The following is a 13681-nucleotide window of genomic DNA, read 5'->3' on the forward strand; positions in this document are numbered from 1 at the left end:
AGGTCGGAAGGTTCGGTCGGGTCGGATGGGGCCGAAAGGTGCGGGATGCGCCTACGGAGGGTCCTTGGGGGTCAGCGAGTCGTTGATCAGGGTTGCGATGCGCCGGGCGGAGCGGCGGGCCTCCAGGTGCAGCCGGCCGACGTTCACGTCCGGGTGCGCCAGCAGGGTGAGCACACAGCTGCCGCCCGCCGCGTAGGTGCCGATGTACCCGTACTCGCCGCGCACCAGCGACTCCCGGAACTCGCCCTGCCCGGTGGTGTCCGCGAGCCGCTGGGCCAGGCTCAGCGAGGCGGCGGTCATCGCGGCCAGACCGGAGGGCTCGGCCCCGTGGGTGTCGTGCGCGACCAACAGGCCGTCCACGCTGGCCACCAGACCGCCCGCGAGGTGCGGGACCCGGTGCCTGAGGGCCCGCAGTTCGGCCAGCAGCTCGGTCTCCAAGGCGATCAGTTGTCTCCTTCCGACACGCTGCTTGAGCGCCCGCCTCATGACCGTGAGAGCGGGGTCGCGGGCGGAGAGTTGTTCAAAGTCGGGCCTCCAGAAGGGTTCGGACCCGGATCAGCAGCGCGATGTCCGGGTCGGGGACGGTCGGCGGGCGGGCCGCCGCCGGGGCCGGCGGGTGGACCGGGGCCGGCGGATGGCCCGCGAGCGGGCGGTGGCGGGCGGAGTGGATGGCGCTCACCGGGAGCAACCCCGCCAGGGCCGCGCCGGGGACGCGGCGGAGCAGCCCGGGCGGCGGCGCCGGCTGAGTTCCGGGCGGCGGCACGGGCGGCGGTCCGGGCGGCGGTCCGGCCTGAGTCCCGGGCGGTGCTTCGGTCCGCGCCCCGGGCGCCGGTCCGGCGTGTGCCGAGGACCGCGCCCCGGCGGCGTGCCGCGGGACGTCACGGCCCGGCGTGGCCAGCAGCCCGGCCGCGGCGAGGCGGCGGACGTCGGCCGTGGTGGCGAACCCCGAGCGGCCGAGCAGCCGCGCCAGCTCCGCCGGGGTTCTTCGGCCGTCGGCATGGTCGAGCAGTTCGCGCTGACGCCGACTGGGCGGGCACGGCCGGCCCGGCCGCTTGCCCGGGGCCGCGCACCGCTCCTGGGCTCCGCCCGGGCGGACGGAACCGGCCGCACCGGCCTGACGGACCGGACGCGGCGGGCCGTCCTCACCGATCCGGCCAGCCTCGGCGATCAAACCCGCCTCCTCGATCCGGCCGACGTCCCCGGTCCGGCCCGCCTCGGCGGTCCGGCCGACCCGGCCGAGCGGGCGGACCGGTGCGGTGTCGAGCTGCGGCCAGGGCCAGATCCGGTCGAGCAGCCGGTGCCGGCGCTCCACCTCCCGGCGCAGCCGCGGGGCGCTGACCGCCGCGACCGGTCCGAGCCAGTGCCGTGCGCCCGGCTCGAAGGACCACGGGCCCGCCGAGGCCCCGGCGCCGTCGAGAACGAAGAACGCGGCGTCGTAGAGGGCGCCGAGCTGGCAGAGCTCCAACTCCCCACGGGTGAAGAGTCGTTGTTCGACCAGGGCGCCGCCGACCCGGCCGTGCGGGCCGTGGGTGCGGACGGCCTCCTGCCAGGCCTGCCGGGTGATCCGGCCACAGCCGGTGAGCAGCGCGGCGAGGTCGGGCGCGCGGTCGGACTCGGCGTGCACCACCAGGCCGTCGACGAGGTGCAGCGTGCCCGTGGGACCGTGCAGGGCGCCGGTCGCGCGCTCGTCGGCCAGTCGTTCGACGGCGCCGAAGGCCTCATCGGTGCTGAGTGGCGCGCCGGTGGCGAGGGCGTGGCCGGGGGCCATGACGTGACCGGGCACGATGGCGTCGACGTCGTTCATGCGGGCCGCCCGCTGACCGCCGGGGCGCCGGCGGCCCGGCCCGCTGGCCGAAACACGGCGCCCCGGGCCGGGGGCGCGCCGCGCCGACCCGCCATCGCGTTCGCCGTCCGAACGCCGGTCATCCGAGCACCAGTTCCTCGGCGAGGGCCTGCAGGCGGTAGCGGGCCGAGGCGAGGTTGCCCTCGGTCCGGTCGAGCCACAGATGCAGGACGAGTGGACTGTCGAAGACGGTGTCAATGAAGCAGATCAGGTGGTAACTGCGGCCCGCAGTGAGGATGATGTCCTGCAGAGGCGCCCGACTGTCCTCCGCCACGGTGAAGGTTTCACTCTCAAAAGCCGTACGTACCAAGTCGGTTGCCTCCGCGGCCGTGGTCTCATGGTCGCCGGTGGGGCTGACGCCGGCGCTGCCGAGGGCGAGTCCGCTGCTCCAGTCGATGAGGCTGGCCGCGCGGGCACCGGCGATCGCCATGGCCGCGGACAGGCATTCGTCGATACCCGGCACTCAGGCTCCTTCGGACGGGTTGGGGCAGCCGGGCACGCTGGGCCGGCGCCGACCGGACCGCCACGAGCAGTGGCGGGTTCGACACGGAAGGCTACTGGCGGATTCCGTATGACGAACATTCCAATGGCATATTCACACCACAAGGGTCTGATTTCAGCCAAGCTATGACGCCGCATCAGATCGAGGCGACGGTCGAACGTGCTGGCCGGAGCCGACGCGGCGGGCCGCCGGGATCCGGCCCACCGGCCCACCTGGACCGGGACCTTGGCCGGTTGTCGGCCACGCCGGAGGGTTTCGGCCACGGACTGCGATAGGAGCGATCCGCGTACCGCGCCCGGCCGTTGCGGCTAGGGTGAGCGGCGCAGCCGGTCCGCACCCGTCCGCCAGGCGAGGTGCGTCGCAAGAGGGAATCCGGTGCGAATCCGGAACTGCCCCGCAGCGGTGCGTGGGAACGAAAGCCGTCACCCAGCACTGGACGCCGAGCGCCCGGGAAGCGAGGGCATGCTCACCGGGCCCGTCACCATGCCGGCCTGGTCGTTCGTCCGCGACGACCAGCCGCTCGCCGACACCGCCCGGCACGTTGCACTGGCGCTGCGCGACGAGGTCGCCGACCTGGAGGCAACCGGGGCGGCCGTGGTCCAGGTGCACGAGCCGACCCTGCGGGCGTCTACGACATCCATGCGCCCCGTGTGCCAGGCACCGCCGAGACGGTCGCGCTGCTGCGGACGGGCGCTACGTCACCTGCCCGCCGAGCGGCTCCGGGTGAGCCCGGACCGCGGCCTCAAGACCCGCGCCTGGGCGGAGGTCCGGCCGCGCCTCGAACACCTGGTGGCGGCGGCCCGGAGGTCCGCGCGACGCTCCAGGAAACGCCGAAGGGGCCGTTCCCAGTGCGAACGGCCCCTTCGGGGTGGAGCGCCAGGCCCGGGTCGAACGGACTCTTCCTACTGAAAGTAGGACGTGCTCCAGTAGCACCTCTGACGCCTGTCCGAGAGGACGTTCCCTCTCGACGGGATGAACAGTAGCAGGACATCACGCCTGCTCAGAAATCGGATGGACGACGACGGGCGAGGTCAGGGCGGCCGCGCCCGACGGCCTCGACCCGCTCGACGCGGCCCCGCTCCCGTGCGGCCGGCGTCACCACCTGCAAGGCCCTCGAGGTCTCCGGCGCCCGCCCGGGCACCCGGGTGCCGATCCTGCCGGCCGGGCAGGTGGAGAGCCTGCTCGGAAAGCCGTCGAACACCACCGGGCACGGCCGTAGGCTCGCCGGGTGGCCCATACCAAGAGCTCCTTCGTCTGCCTGCTCTGCCGTGCCTCGTACAAGCAGCAGTACGGCGACGTCCACGCCGGCGCCCGCGAACGTCCCTGCCCGAGCTGCACGCGGCCGCTGGTCCACGCGGGCTCCGCCTTCGCCGCGCCGCGCCGCCGCGACACCGCCGCGTGGCGGACCCTCTCCGTGCTGCTGCACGCCGGCGTCCGCTTCCACAAGTGCCGCTGCGGCGGCCCGCACTTCCGCCCCCGCACCCCCGGCGAGGTCCGGGCGCGGATGGCCCACGCCCGCCGGACGGGCGAGTCCTTCGCCGCGTCCCTCGTCCGCCGCGAGCTCCCGTAGGGCCGGGCCGGGATTGGGAACCCCACGGCCTTCGCCAACACGGAGTCCTGCCGTCGCAGCCTGGCCGGCAACGGCGTCGACGCACCGGTCGAGGAGATCGCCGGCGCCGACCACGTCGGCTCCGCGCTCGCCGCGTACCCGCGGATCGTCCGCTGGTTCCGCGAGCTCGCCACCCGCCCGTGACCGGCCCCGCACCCCGGGGTGAGGGGTGCGGGCCCGCCCGGCCGTCAGCTCCGCGGGGCGGGCGTGAGCGGGGATCCGGAGGGGTTCCCCTGCTCGCCCCCCACGGCGGCCCGATCGGCGGCCCGCCCCGCGGCCCGATCGACGGCCTGATCCGCGGCCTGGCCCGCGGCCTGCCTGGCGGCCTGCTCGACGCGGTCGTGGTGGGTCTGCCACCAGGCCGCGTCGCCGGGGGCGGTGTTCTCGCCGTCGGGGCGCTGGCCGGTGGTGCCGTCGATGAGTTCGCGGACGATGTCGGCGTGGCCGGCGTGGCGCTGGGTCTCGGCGATCATGTGAACGAGGGAGCCGTGCAGGGTCACCTCGCTGCGCCCGCCCCAGGGGACACGGCCGACGGCGTCGAGGGGCAGGGAGGCGATGGTCTCGTCGGCGTGGGCACACGCCTCGCGGTACCGGCCGACGATCTGCTCGCGACTCTCCTCCGGGGTGGCCCAGAGGTCCGCGTTCGGCTCGGCGTCGCCGGTGATCCAGAGCGCCGGGCCGGTGAAGGGGCGGCCGTAGGTCTCGCCGAAGTAGACGGCCTCGGCACCGGTGAGGTGCTTGACCAGGCCGAGCAGGTTGGTGCCGGTCGGTGTCAGGGGGCGGCGGACGTCGTACTCCGGGAGCCCTTCGAGTTTCCACAGGAGGGCGTCGCGGGCGTCCTGGAGGTAGACCAGGAGGTCCTTCTTGGGATCTTTTCCGGCGGTCATGGCGACCAGTCTGCCGATCGCAGGACCGTTGTCCACCGACTTGATCCGGCCGTCCGACGAGCACCGCGCCGGCCCGGGTTGCCGGGGCCGGGTTGCCGTGCACCGCCCCGGGTCCGGTTGCCGGGGCCCCGGCGGCGACGGAGGCTGGCGGGAAGGACCGAGGAGGACCGCATGCCGAAGGCGGGCAGGTACCGGGAGGGCGTCCCGTGCTGGGTCGAGCTGGCGGCCGGACCGGACGCGGGCCCGGCGCGGAGCTTCTACGGCGCGCTGTTCGGCTGGGAGTTCGTCGACCTGGCCGGACACCCCGGCCACACCGTGGCGACGCTGCGCGGGGCGCAGGTCGCGGGGATCGCCCGGGGGCCCGGGGGCGACGGCTCCGCCTGGCTGACCTACCTCGCGGTGGACGACGCCGACCGGGCCGCCGAGTCGGTCCGGCAGGCCGGCGGCCGGATCGTTCGGGAGCCCGGCGAGCTGGCCGAGCTGGGGCGCAGCGCGCTCGCCGTGGATCCGCTCGGCGCGCCCTTCGGCCTCTGGCAGGGCCGGCTGAACCCGGGGGCGGCCCTGGTCAACGAGCCGGGCACGTTCACCTGGAACGAGCACCTCTCCCCCGACCCGGACGGGGCCAGGGCGTTCTACCGGCAGGTCCTCGGGTACGAGTACGCGCGCCCGGCGGGCGACTACACGGTGTTCCGGGCCGGCGGGCTGCCGGCGGGCGGGATCGGCCCGAATCCCTGGGCCGGGCCGGAGAGTCCGGCGGCGCTGTGGGCGGTGTACTTCGGCACGGCGGACACCGACTCGACGGTGGAGCGGGCGGTCCGGCTCGGCGGGAGCGTGCTGGACGGGCCCGAGCCGACGCCGTTCGGGCGGGTGGCGGTGGTGCGGGACGACGGCGGGGCGGCGTTCACCCTGATCGCCGTCCGGGCGGGCGGGACGGCGGCCCAGGAGGAGGAGGTCTGAGTTGACCGGACCGGACGAGCAGCGGTTCGCCGCGCTGGCACGGGAGTTGGCGGAGCTGGACGGCGTCACCACCCCCTCGGCGGAGGGCCGGCGGCGCTTCGGCTCGGACGCGCTGAAGTCCGACGGGCACATCTTCGCGATGCTGTCGGCCGGCCGCCTGGTGGTGAAGCTGCCGCGGACCCGGGTCGACGAACTGGTGGCGTCCGGCGACGGCGAGCGGTTCGACGCGGGGCGCGGGCGTCCGATGCGCGAGTGGCTCGCGCTGGACCCGGGCTCGCCCCTGCCGTGGTCCCGACTGGCCCGGGAGGCCTACGCCTTCGTCCACGGGTAGCGGCAACGGTGGCGGCAGCAACGGTGGCAGCACCGGCGGTGGCGGCAGCAGCAGCGGCTCAGCCGAGCGCCTCCCGCAGCCGGGCGATGTCCTCGGCGTCCTTGTGACGGCGCGGGCGGCGGGTGTCCCAGACCGGCATCATCTGCTTGATCTCGATCTGCGCCTCGGGGCTGACGATCGGGCACTCGACGCCGCCGAGCCGCCCGGGTTCGGCGGCCAGCAGTCCGGCCGGCCAGGGGGTGCCCGCCCAGGGGCCGCCGGCGACCAGCGCCCGCCCGTCGGCGGCGAAGTCCAGCAGGGTGAAGCTGGACTCCAGGCCGTCCTTCACGAAGTCGAGCTGTTGCTCGGGCGGGACGCCGTCGAGCGGACGGTAGCCGAGCTCGTGCAGGCCCGCGGCGAGGGCGGGCGCGTCGGCGGCCGGGGCGAACCAGTCGATGTCCTCGTGGTCCCGGGTGAGCCTGCCGAGGAAGAAGTCCATCGCCCAGCCGCCGCGCAACCAGACGTCGATGCCGAGACGGCGGGCGAGGCCCACCGTCCCGGCGATCTGGGCGAGTTGCCCGTCGGCACGTTCCCGGTTCACCGATCCCACATCCATGATCCGGGACGCTAGCAGCCGACACCCTGCCTCACCAGGGATTTCCGGGGCCACCGGACGGGCCCCGGGGCACGGCCGACGGTTCCCGCCGGGACGCCCGCCAAGAACCGCCGGGGACCGTCGGGCGCCCGCAGGGAACCGTCGGACACGCGTCAGTCCTTCACCGCACCCGCCAGACCGGAGACCAGCCTGCGCTGCACCGCGATGAAGAAGACCAGCACCGGCACCGTCATCAGCGTGGACGCCGCCATGATCCCGCCCCAGTCGTTCTCGTCCGGCTTGAAGAAGACCAGCAGCGCCGAGGGGAGGGTCTGGTTCTCGGTGGCACTGATGATGAAGGTCTTGGCGAAGACGAAGTCGTTCCACGCCGCGATGAAGGAGAAGACGCTGGTCGCGGCCAGGCCCGGGGCCACCAGCGGGAGCAGGATCCGCCACAGGATGCGGGTGCGGCTCGCGCCGTCGATCTGGGCGGCCTCCTCGATGGAGACCGGGACGGCGGCGACGAAGCCGCGCATCATCCAGATGCCGAACGGCAGCGAGAAGGCCAGCTGGACCAGGACCAGCGAGGCCAGCGTGTTGAGGCCGATGCCCGGCGCGACCCGGCCGACGTCGCGGAACATGAAGAACAGCGGGATGGTCAGCGCCTCGACCGGGATCATCTGGGCGATCAGGAACATCACCATGACGGTGGTGCGGAACCTGAACCGGAAGCGGGTCACCGCCACCGCCGCCAGGAAGACCACCAGCGCCGACAGCACCACCACCGACACCGCGATGACCAGGCTGTTCGTGAAGTACCGGCCGAAGCCGTCGACGCTCAGCACCTGCCGGAAGCTGTCCAGCGTGGGGTGGGTGGTCCACGGCTTCGGGTCCAGCGACTGCACCTCGCCCTTGGGCTTGAAGGCCGAGAGCACCATCCAGAAGATCGGGAAGGCGGTGACGACGCCCACCACGACGGCGGTGGTGTCGGCGGCGAGCCGTCGGCGGCTGCGGGTGTTCACAGGTCGTTCCCCGTCCGTCGCAGGGTGCGGATGTAGAGGATGGTCGGGATCACCAGGACGAGCAGCATGATCACGCCGATGGCGGCACCGAGTCCGTACTGGGAGGAGGCGAACGCCTTCTGGTAGGCGTACACGTTGAGGACGAGGTTCTGGCCGGCGATCCCGCCGCCCTCGGTCATCACGTAGATCTGGGTGAAGACCTTGAAGTCCCAGATGACCGACTGGATCACCACGATGGTCAGGATCGGCCGCAGCATCGGGGCGGTGATCCGGCGGAAGGAGGTCCAGGTGCCGGCACCGTCCAGGGCGGCGGCCTCCAGGATCTCCTCGGGGATCGCCCGGATGCCCGCGTAGAGCGTCACCATGACGAACGGGAAGGAGTGCCAGACCACCACGGCGCCGACGATCAGGAACGCCGTCCACTTGTCGTAGAACCAGTTGAACTCGTGGAAGCCGCTCAGCCCGAGGTCGACCAGGGTCTTGTTGACCAGGCCCAGGTTGGTGTCGAAGAGGAAGCTCCACACCGTCGAACCGGTCATCGCCGGCGCCGCCCAGGCCGCCATCGCGGCGGTGGTCAGGAAGAGGCGGGCCGCCCGGCCGACCCTGGTCAGGAGGACGGCGAGGGTGGCTCCGACGGCGAGGGTGGCGACCACGCAGAAGGCGGCGAAGCCGATCGTCTGCAGCAGCACCGACCAGAACTGGCCGTCGCTCAGGATCCGCCGGTAGTTGCCGAGCCCGACGAAGCTGGTCGGCACGCCCCCGGACGCCTGGGCCTGGCCGAAGTCCAGTACCGACAACAGGCCGAGCTGGTAGATCGGGTAGGCCACCAGCGGGATCATGATGATCGCGGCCGGCAGCAGGAGCAGCAGCGGGGTTCGCCGGCGCCGGCCGCTCGGGGGCGCGGCCGGGCCGGTGCCCCGGCGACGCCCGCTCGGGGCGGCCGGCGCCGGCGGGGCGGTCGTGGTGGATGCGGACACGTACGGGACCTGCTCTCTGGATGCGCCTGGCTGCTTCCGCCTGGGCCCCGTTCGCGCGGGGCCGGTCCGGACCCGCGTGCCGGGGCCGTTGATCAGTGGGCCGCGAAGGCCGAGGTGATCTGCGTGGCGGCGTCGCCCGACGCCTTGGCCACGTCCGCCTTGCCGGTGACGACCTGCTGGAGCATCGTCGGGACGACGGCCTGCGCGTCGATCTGCGCCCACGCCTGGTCCAGCGGCACGAACCGGGTGCCCGCGGCGATGGTGTCGGTGAACGGCTTCAGGAAGGCGTCCTTGGCCGCGACCTTGTCGTTGACGGACTTGAGCGTCGGCAGGTTGCCCATCGCGTCGTACATCTGCTCCTGGTAGCCGGGGCCCGCCAGCAGCTCGGCGAACTCGACCGCGAGGGTACGGTGCCTGGCCGCCTTCATCACGCCCAGGTTGTTGCCGCCGCCGAACGCCGGGGCGATCGAGCCGGCCTTCTCGCCGGGCAGCGGGACGACGCCGTACCGGCCCTTGACCGCTCCCGCGTCGACCTTGCTGCGGCTGGAGTTGGGCAGGATCGCCATCGCGGACTTGCCGGCCGCGAAGAGGTCGACCGTCTTGCCGCCGGTCAGGTCGGCGCACTGCTGGGCCGGGCAGCCGTTCTCGCCGAACAGGTCGGTGTAACGCTTGATCCCGGCCTGGGAGGCGGGCGAGTTGATGGCGGCCTTGAACGTGCCGCCGTCCTTGGTCGCGATGTCGCCGCCCGCGTCCCAGACGAACGGCAGCGCGCCGAAGGTGTACTTGCCGCCGACCGCGATGCCGAAGGTGTCCGGGTGGGCGGCGTGGATCTTCTGGTTGGCGGCGACCAGTTCGTCGTACGACTTCGGCGGGGTCAGCCCGGCCTCGGTGAACAGGTCGGTGCGGAAGTACAGCGCGCGCACGCCGACCCACCAGGGCAGGCCGTACGTCTTGCCGTCCAGCACCGCGGTCCCGGCGATCGCCGGGTCGAGGTCGCCCTTGTCCTTCCACCTGTCGAGGTCGGCGCCGATGTCGGCGAGGCCGCCGGCCGCGACGTAGCCGGGGAGGTCGGTGTTGCCGAACTCGACCAGGTCCGGGGCGCTGTTCGGGTCGTTGAACGCGCCCTTCATCTTGGCGGCGCGGGCCGAGGCGTCGGTGTCGATGTAGCTGACGTTCACCGTCACGCCCTGGTGGGAGGCCTGGAACTCGGCGACCGCCTTGCCGATCACCGCTTCCTTCGCCGCGTTGCCGGCCTCGTTGTACAGCCAGACCTGGAGCGTTCCCGTCCGGTCGTCCCCCGCCTTGTCGCCGGCCGGCAGCGCGGTACCGGGCGAACAGGCGGCCGCCGCGATACAGGTGACGGTGAGAACGGCGGCCGCAGCGGTCCGTCTGATGAGTCGCATGGGTGGAGACCTCCCCTCCCGACAGTTGCCGCCGAGACGTGCGCCGCTGGGGACGGGTACGTCGAAGCGGGCCCTGACCGGGGCCGATGGTGGGTGCGCGAACGCGTTGATGTGGGGGTGCGGCAGAGCGACCGCTCGGGTGGGGCCGCGGCGCCTGCTCGATGCCAGGACGTTAGGCGGCGGCTCTCGGGGCCAACAAGAGGTCGTTCGGGAAGTTTTGCAGTGCACAACGCTGTATCGAGGAATCGTCGAGCGGGGTCCGAAGGGGTACCTTCTGACCACCGCCGCAGCCCGGCGGCGGAACGAGAGGGGAACGGACCCATGACGGAGACGGGCACCGGGACGGCGACAGGGACCGGGGCGGAGACGGGCACCGGGGCCGAGACGGGCACCGGGGCCGAGGCCGACGCCGGGAACGCTCCCGCGCCCGCCAAGCCCGCGAAGAAGGCGGCGGCCTCCGACCGCAACCAGTCGTCCTCGCTGCGCCGCGCGCTGTCCGTCCTCGGCCACGTGCGCGACCACGGCAACGGCCGCGGCGTACCGCTCGCCCAGCTCTCCGAGGCGCTCGGCCTCAACAAGAGCACCGTGCTGCGCCTGGCCGGTCCGCTGCTCGACGAGCACCTGCTCGACCGCGACCGGGAGACCGGCTGGTTCCGGCTCGGACACGGCTCGCTCCGGCTCGGCCAGGCCTACCTCTCCACCCTCGACCTGCGCAGCGTCGCCGCCGAACACCTGAGACGGCTGCAGCGCGAGGCCGGCGAGACCGTCCACCTGACCGTCTGGCAGGCCCCCGGCATCGTCTACCTGGACAAGGTCGAGGACGAGACCAACGTCCGGATGGCGTCGCGGGTCGGCAGCCGCGCACCCGCGTACTGCACCGCGACCGGAAAGGCGATCCTGGCCTGGCTGCCCGAGGAGGCCGTCGCCGAGGTGGTCGCCGCCGGCCTGCGGCCGGTCACCGCCTGGACCATCTCCGACGAGCCCCGTCTGCGCGCCGACCTCGCCCGGATCCGCGCCCGCGGCTACTCGATCGACGACCGGGAGAACGAGCCCGAGGTCCGCTGCGTCGCCGCCCCGATCTTCGACCACACCGGCGAGGTGACGGCCGCCCTCTCGGTCTCCGGGCTCACCTCACGGATGACCGCCGCCCGCGTCCGCTCGCTCGGCCCGGTGGTCGCCCAGGTCGGCCTGCGGATCTCCCGCGAACTCGGCTCCGACCGCCAGCCAGGCTGAGCGTCCCCGGCGGGAACCGGCACACACGCGAACGAGGCCCGGCACCGGAAACGGCACCGGACCTCGTCCGACAATGGAGCGCCAGGCCCGGATCGCACGGACTCTCCCTACTGAAAGTAGGGCGTGCTCTGGTAGCACCGCTGACGCCTGACGAGAGATCATCTCCCTCGCGACGAAGAGAAGACTAGCAGGTCAGAGGCCCTGCCCTCCAACCCACCGCCCACCCAGGACGACCCGGCAGGACCACACACGCAAACGAGGCCCGGCACCGGAAACGGCACCGGACCTCGTCCGACAGTAGAGCGCCAGGCCCGGATCGCACGGACTCTCCCTACTGAAAGTAGGGCGTGCTCTGGTAGCACCGCTGACGCCTGACGAGAGATCATCTCCCTCGCGACGAAGAGAATACTAACAGCTCAGCGCACCTGTCCTGATCCGAGGAGAACACCGCATGACCATGAACCCCGCCCCGCCCGAGGTCGTCGAGTACGCCCCGGGGCGGCTGATGGACGTCCACCGCCCCGCCTGCGGAGTCGGGCCCTGGCCCGTCGTGCTGCTCTGGCACGGACGGGGCGCCGACGAGCGGGACGTCCTGCGCCCGCTGGCGAACGAGGCGGCCGGGCTCGGCCTGCTGGTGCTGGTGCCGGACTGGCGGTCGGACGAGGAGGACGGCGGCCGGGCCCACCTGCTCGCGTCGTTCGGGCACGCCCGGCACCACGCGGCCGGGTACGGCGGCGATCCCACACGGTTCGTGCTGGCCGGCTGGTCGCTGGGCGGTCGCGAGGCCGTCGCCCTGGCCACCCACCCGTCCACCCCCGCGGAGGACCGCCCGACCGCCGCCGTGGGCATAGCCTCCAGCTACGTCCGCCCCGCCGTCACCACCGGCGAGCCGCCGCTGCCCCTGCTGGCCGGCCGGCCCTCCCCCGTGCCGCTCTGGCTGGTCCACGGCACGCGGGACGACCTGGTGCCGGCCGAACTCACACGGGAGCTGAGCGAGGCCGTCGGCAACCCGGCGTCACGCCTCCTGGAGCCGGACACCGACCACGCCGGCGTCGTCCTCACCGAGTTCGACCCGGCGATCAGCCGATGCGTACCCGCCCGGGCCGCGCACGCGGTGGACGCCGGACGGGCAACCGCCCGGGTGCTGTCCGAGGCGGCCCGGGCGTCCGCCGGCTGAGGGCTCAGGCGGCGGGCCGCCACGCGTCCCGGCCCGTGCGGGCGGCGGAGCGCACCGGGCGTGGGAGGGCGGCGAGGGCGGACAGCAGGAGGGCGGCCGCCGTGAAGAGGAGGAGGTGGCCGGCCTCCGGGGCGGGGCCGGCCCAACCGAGGGCGCCGTGGCGGTGCTCCACGAACCCGTTGTGGAAGAGCCAGGCGGCCAGGCCGACCAGCGGGGCTGCGGCCGGGCGGGAGTGGCGGCCGACGGCGGCCGCCAGGAGCGCGTAGGCGGCGAGGGCGACCCAGGTCGGGCGCAGCTCGCCGAGGACGGCGAGGGCCGGCAGCAGGGCGGCGGAGGCGAGCAGGGCCACCGCGCCGGACATGGCGGCGGTGAGGCGGAGGGGGCTGGTCACGACGTCACCTCCCGACGGCGAGCGGCCGGAGCGGTCGCAGCAGCGGGCGGTGGCGTTCGAGCGCTTCGAGCTCGCGTTGCAGCGGCGGCTTGGGCACGGCGAGGACCGGGCAGGTCGCGTGCCGGACGCAGTACGCCGTGACGGACGGGCGCAGCGCGCGGGCGAGCACGCCGCGGACGCCGGCTCCCAGGACGAGCACGTCCCCGGGGCGGTCGGCGGAGCGGACCAGCGCCTGACCGGTCTCGCCGCGGACGGTCTGACTGCACAGCCGGACGCCCGCGTGCCCGCCGCCGAACGCCTCGTCGAGCGCCTGGCGCAGCCGGACGGCGGCCGCGTCGCGGCAGGCGGTGAGCAGCGGTGGGCACGGGGAGCGGCGGTAGCCGAACTCGCCGCCGGGTGGGGTCCAGCAGTGCACGGCGAGCACCTCGGCATCGACGCGGCGCGCCTCGGCAACGGCGTGGTGCAGGGCGGCGAGGCTGCCGAGCGACCCGCTGACCCCGACCACGATCCGGCGGTGGCCCTCGTCTGCGTCGTACGTGTCGAACGCTTCGCTGCCCGTCCCGGCGCCGTTGTCCGCCATGGCCCTGCCCGTCCTTCCGGCTGCTGCTGAGGTGCTGTCGGTTCCAGCAAAGCCGGGCGGTGCGCGGCCGGGCCGTTCGTTGACGGAGCTCTGACGCGCGCGGGGCCGTTCCGTACGCGGTCCTGACGTCTGGAGGGCGCTGACGTCAGCCCGGGGCTGAGGCGGGCCGACACCGGCCGGACGCCGGGCCGGGCC

Annotated in this window: 15 protein-coding genes, 1 pseudogene and 1 riboswitch; of the genes and pseudogenes, 6 read left to right on the plus strand and 10 right to left on the minus strand. The window is 73.9% G+C overall.

The window, feature by feature from the left end; genetic code table 11:
- Positions 1-51 precede the first annotated feature (51 nt).
- From J5Y04_RS15155 to J5Y04_RS15165, 3 genes are all read right to left on the minus strand, one after another.
- Positions 52-438 carry a roadblock/LC7 domain-containing protein gene (locus J5Y04_RS15155; RefSeq protein WP_307853121.1) on the minus strand — a complete coding sequence of 129 codons (387 nt, stop codon included), beginning with the start codon at positions 436-438 and terminating at the stop codon, positions 52-54.
- An 82-nt stretch (positions 439-520) separates the two neighbouring features.
- On the minus strand, positions 521-1804 hold the full coding sequence (locus J5Y04_RS43205) for a hypothetical protein (RefSeq protein WP_209412630.1): 1284 nt from the start codon (positions 1802-1804) through the stop codon (positions 521-523).
- Positions 1805-1922: 118 nt separating this feature from the next.
- On the minus strand, positions 1923-2306 hold the full coding sequence (locus tag J5Y04_RS15165; RefSeq protein WP_148641415.1) for a hypothetical protein: 384 nt from the start codon (positions 2304-2306) through the stop codon (positions 1923-1925).
- A gap of 401 nt (positions 2307-2707) precedes the next feature.
- Positions 2708-2838, plus strand: a riboswitch (cobalamin riboswitch).
- Here J5Y04_RS15165 and J5Y04_RS15170 point away from each other — a divergent pair.
- A pseudogene (locus tag J5Y04_RS15170) lies at positions 2802-3149 on the plus strand (hypothetical protein); the annotation flags it as partial. It overlaps the preceding riboswitch by 37 nt.
- A gap of 424 nt (positions 3150-3573) precedes the next feature.
- The gene (locus J5Y04_RS15175; RefSeq protein ID WP_209412526.1) at positions 3574-3915 is read left to right on the plus strand and encodes a deoxyxylulose-5-phosphate synthase; all 342 of its coding nucleotides are present in this window, start codon (positions 3574-3576) and stop codon (positions 3913-3915) included.
- Positions 3916-4142: 227 nt separating this feature from the next.
- Here the strand turns inward: J5Y04_RS15175 and J5Y04_RS15180 are convergent, their stop codons facing one another.
- A complete protein-coding gene (locus J5Y04_RS15180; RefSeq protein ID WP_209412527.1) occupies positions 4143-4841 on the minus strand; it encodes a DinB family protein in 699 nt (232 codons plus the stop codon).
- Positions 4842-5012: 171 nt separating this feature from the next.
- On the opposite strand from J5Y04_RS15180, the gene J5Y04_RS15185 reads away from it, so the two are divergent.
- Entirely contained in the window at positions 5013-5798 is a 786-nt protein-coding gene (locus J5Y04_RS15185; RefSeq protein ID WP_209412528.1) for a VOC family protein, read from the plus strand.
- Between the two features lies 1 nt (position 5799).
- Entirely contained in the window at positions 5800-6129 is a 330-nt protein-coding gene (locus tag J5Y04_RS15190; protein WP_209412529.1) for a hypothetical protein, read from the plus strand.
- 58 nt (positions 6130-6187) lie between these two features.
- Here J5Y04_RS15190 and J5Y04_RS15195 read toward each other — a convergent pair whose 3' ends face one another.
- The 4 genes from J5Y04_RS15195 to J5Y04_RS15210 all read right to left on the minus strand — a co-directional run bounded on the left by J5Y04_RS15195 (position 6188) and on the right by J5Y04_RS15210 (position 10105).
- Entirely contained in the window at positions 6188-6709 is a 522-nt protein-coding gene (locus J5Y04_RS15195) for a nucleotidyltransferase domain-containing protein (RefSeq protein ID WP_307853122.1), read from the minus strand.
- Positions 6710-6876: 167 nt separating this feature from the next.
- A complete protein-coding gene (locus J5Y04_RS15200; protein WP_307853123.1) occupies positions 6877-7725 on the minus strand; it encodes a carbohydrate ABC transporter permease in 849 nt (282 codons plus the stop codon).
- Positions 7722-8702, minus strand: a complete 981-nt coding sequence (locus J5Y04_RS15205; RefSeq protein ID WP_209412531.1) for a carbohydrate ABC transporter permease — start codon at positions 8700-8702, stop codon at positions 7722-7724. The genes J5Y04_RS15200 and J5Y04_RS15205 overlap by 4 nt, the downstream gene beginning before the upstream one ends.
- 92 nt (positions 8703-8794) lie before the next feature.
- Positions 8795-10105 (minus strand): extracellular solute-binding protein, encoded by a 1311-nt coding sequence (locus tag J5Y04_RS15210; RefSeq protein ID WP_209412532.1) that lies wholly within the window; start codon positions 10103-10105, stop codon positions 8795-8797.
- Positions 10106-10426: 321 nt separating this feature from the next.
- Between J5Y04_RS15210 and J5Y04_RS15215 the strand changes: the two genes are divergently transcribed.
- Both J5Y04_RS15215 and J5Y04_RS15220 read left to right on the plus strand, forming a co-directional pair.
- Positions 10427-11338: an IclR family transcriptional regulator gene (locus tag J5Y04_RS15215; protein WP_209412533.1), complete on the plus strand. Its 912-nt coding sequence runs from the start codon at positions 10427-10429 to the stop codon at positions 11336-11338.
- Positions 11339-11789: 451 nt separating this feature from the next.
- A complete protein-coding gene (locus J5Y04_RS15220; RefSeq protein WP_245204828.1) occupies positions 11790-12515 on the plus strand; it encodes an alpha/beta hydrolase in 726 nt (241 codons plus the stop codon).
- Between the two features lie 4 nt (positions 12516-12519).
- On the opposite strand, the gene J5Y04_RS15225 is transcribed toward J5Y04_RS15220, so the two are convergent.
- The gene (locus J5Y04_RS15225; RefSeq protein WP_209412534.1) at positions 12520-12906 is read right to left on the minus strand and encodes a hypothetical protein; all 387 of its coding nucleotides are present in this window, start codon (positions 12904-12906) and stop codon (positions 12520-12522) included.
- 4 nt (positions 12907-12910) lie between these two features.
- Entirely contained in the window at positions 12911-13486 is a 576-nt protein-coding gene (locus J5Y04_RS15230) for a universal stress protein (protein ID WP_209412535.1), read from the minus strand.
- Positions 13487-13681: the final 195 nt, after the last annotated feature.

The organism is Kitasatospora sp. RG8 (genome assembly GCF_017813315.1).
In the GTDB taxonomy this organism is placed as follows: Bacteria; Actinomycetota; Actinomycetes; order Streptomycetales; family Streptomycetaceae; genus Kitasatospora.

What these genes read in the sequence shown, in the direction of transcription:
- J5Y04_RS43205 (WP_209412630.1), bottom strand. Translation starts at nt 1,804, where the DNA reads ATGAACGACGTCGACGCCATCGTGCCCGGTCACGTCATGGCCCCCGGC.
- J5Y04_RS15180 (WP_209412527.1), bottom strand. Translation starts at nt 4,841, where the DNA reads ATGACCGCCGGAAAAGATCCCAAGAAGGACCTCCTGGTCTACCTCCAG.
- J5Y04_RS15185 (WP_209412528.1), top strand. Translation starts at nt 5,013, where the DNA reads ATGCCGAAGGCGGGCAGGTACCGGGAGGGCGTCCCGTGCTGGGTCGAG.
- J5Y04_RS15210 (WP_209412532.1), bottom strand. Translation starts at nt 10,105, where the DNA reads ATGCGACTCATCAGACGGACCGCTGCGGCCGCCGTTCTCACCGTCACC.
- J5Y04_RS15215 (WP_209412533.1), top strand. Translation starts at nt 10,427, where the DNA reads ATGACGGAGACGGGCACCGGGACGGCGACAGGGACCGGGGCGGAGACG.
- J5Y04_RS15220 (WP_245204828.1), top strand. Translation starts at nt 11,790, where the DNA reads ATGACCATGAACCCCGCCCCGCCCGAGGTCGTCGAGTACGCCCCGGGG.
- J5Y04_RS15230 (WP_209412535.1), bottom strand. Translation starts at nt 13,486, where the DNA reads ATGGCGGACAACGGCGCCGGGACGGGCAGCGAAGCGTTCGACACGTAC.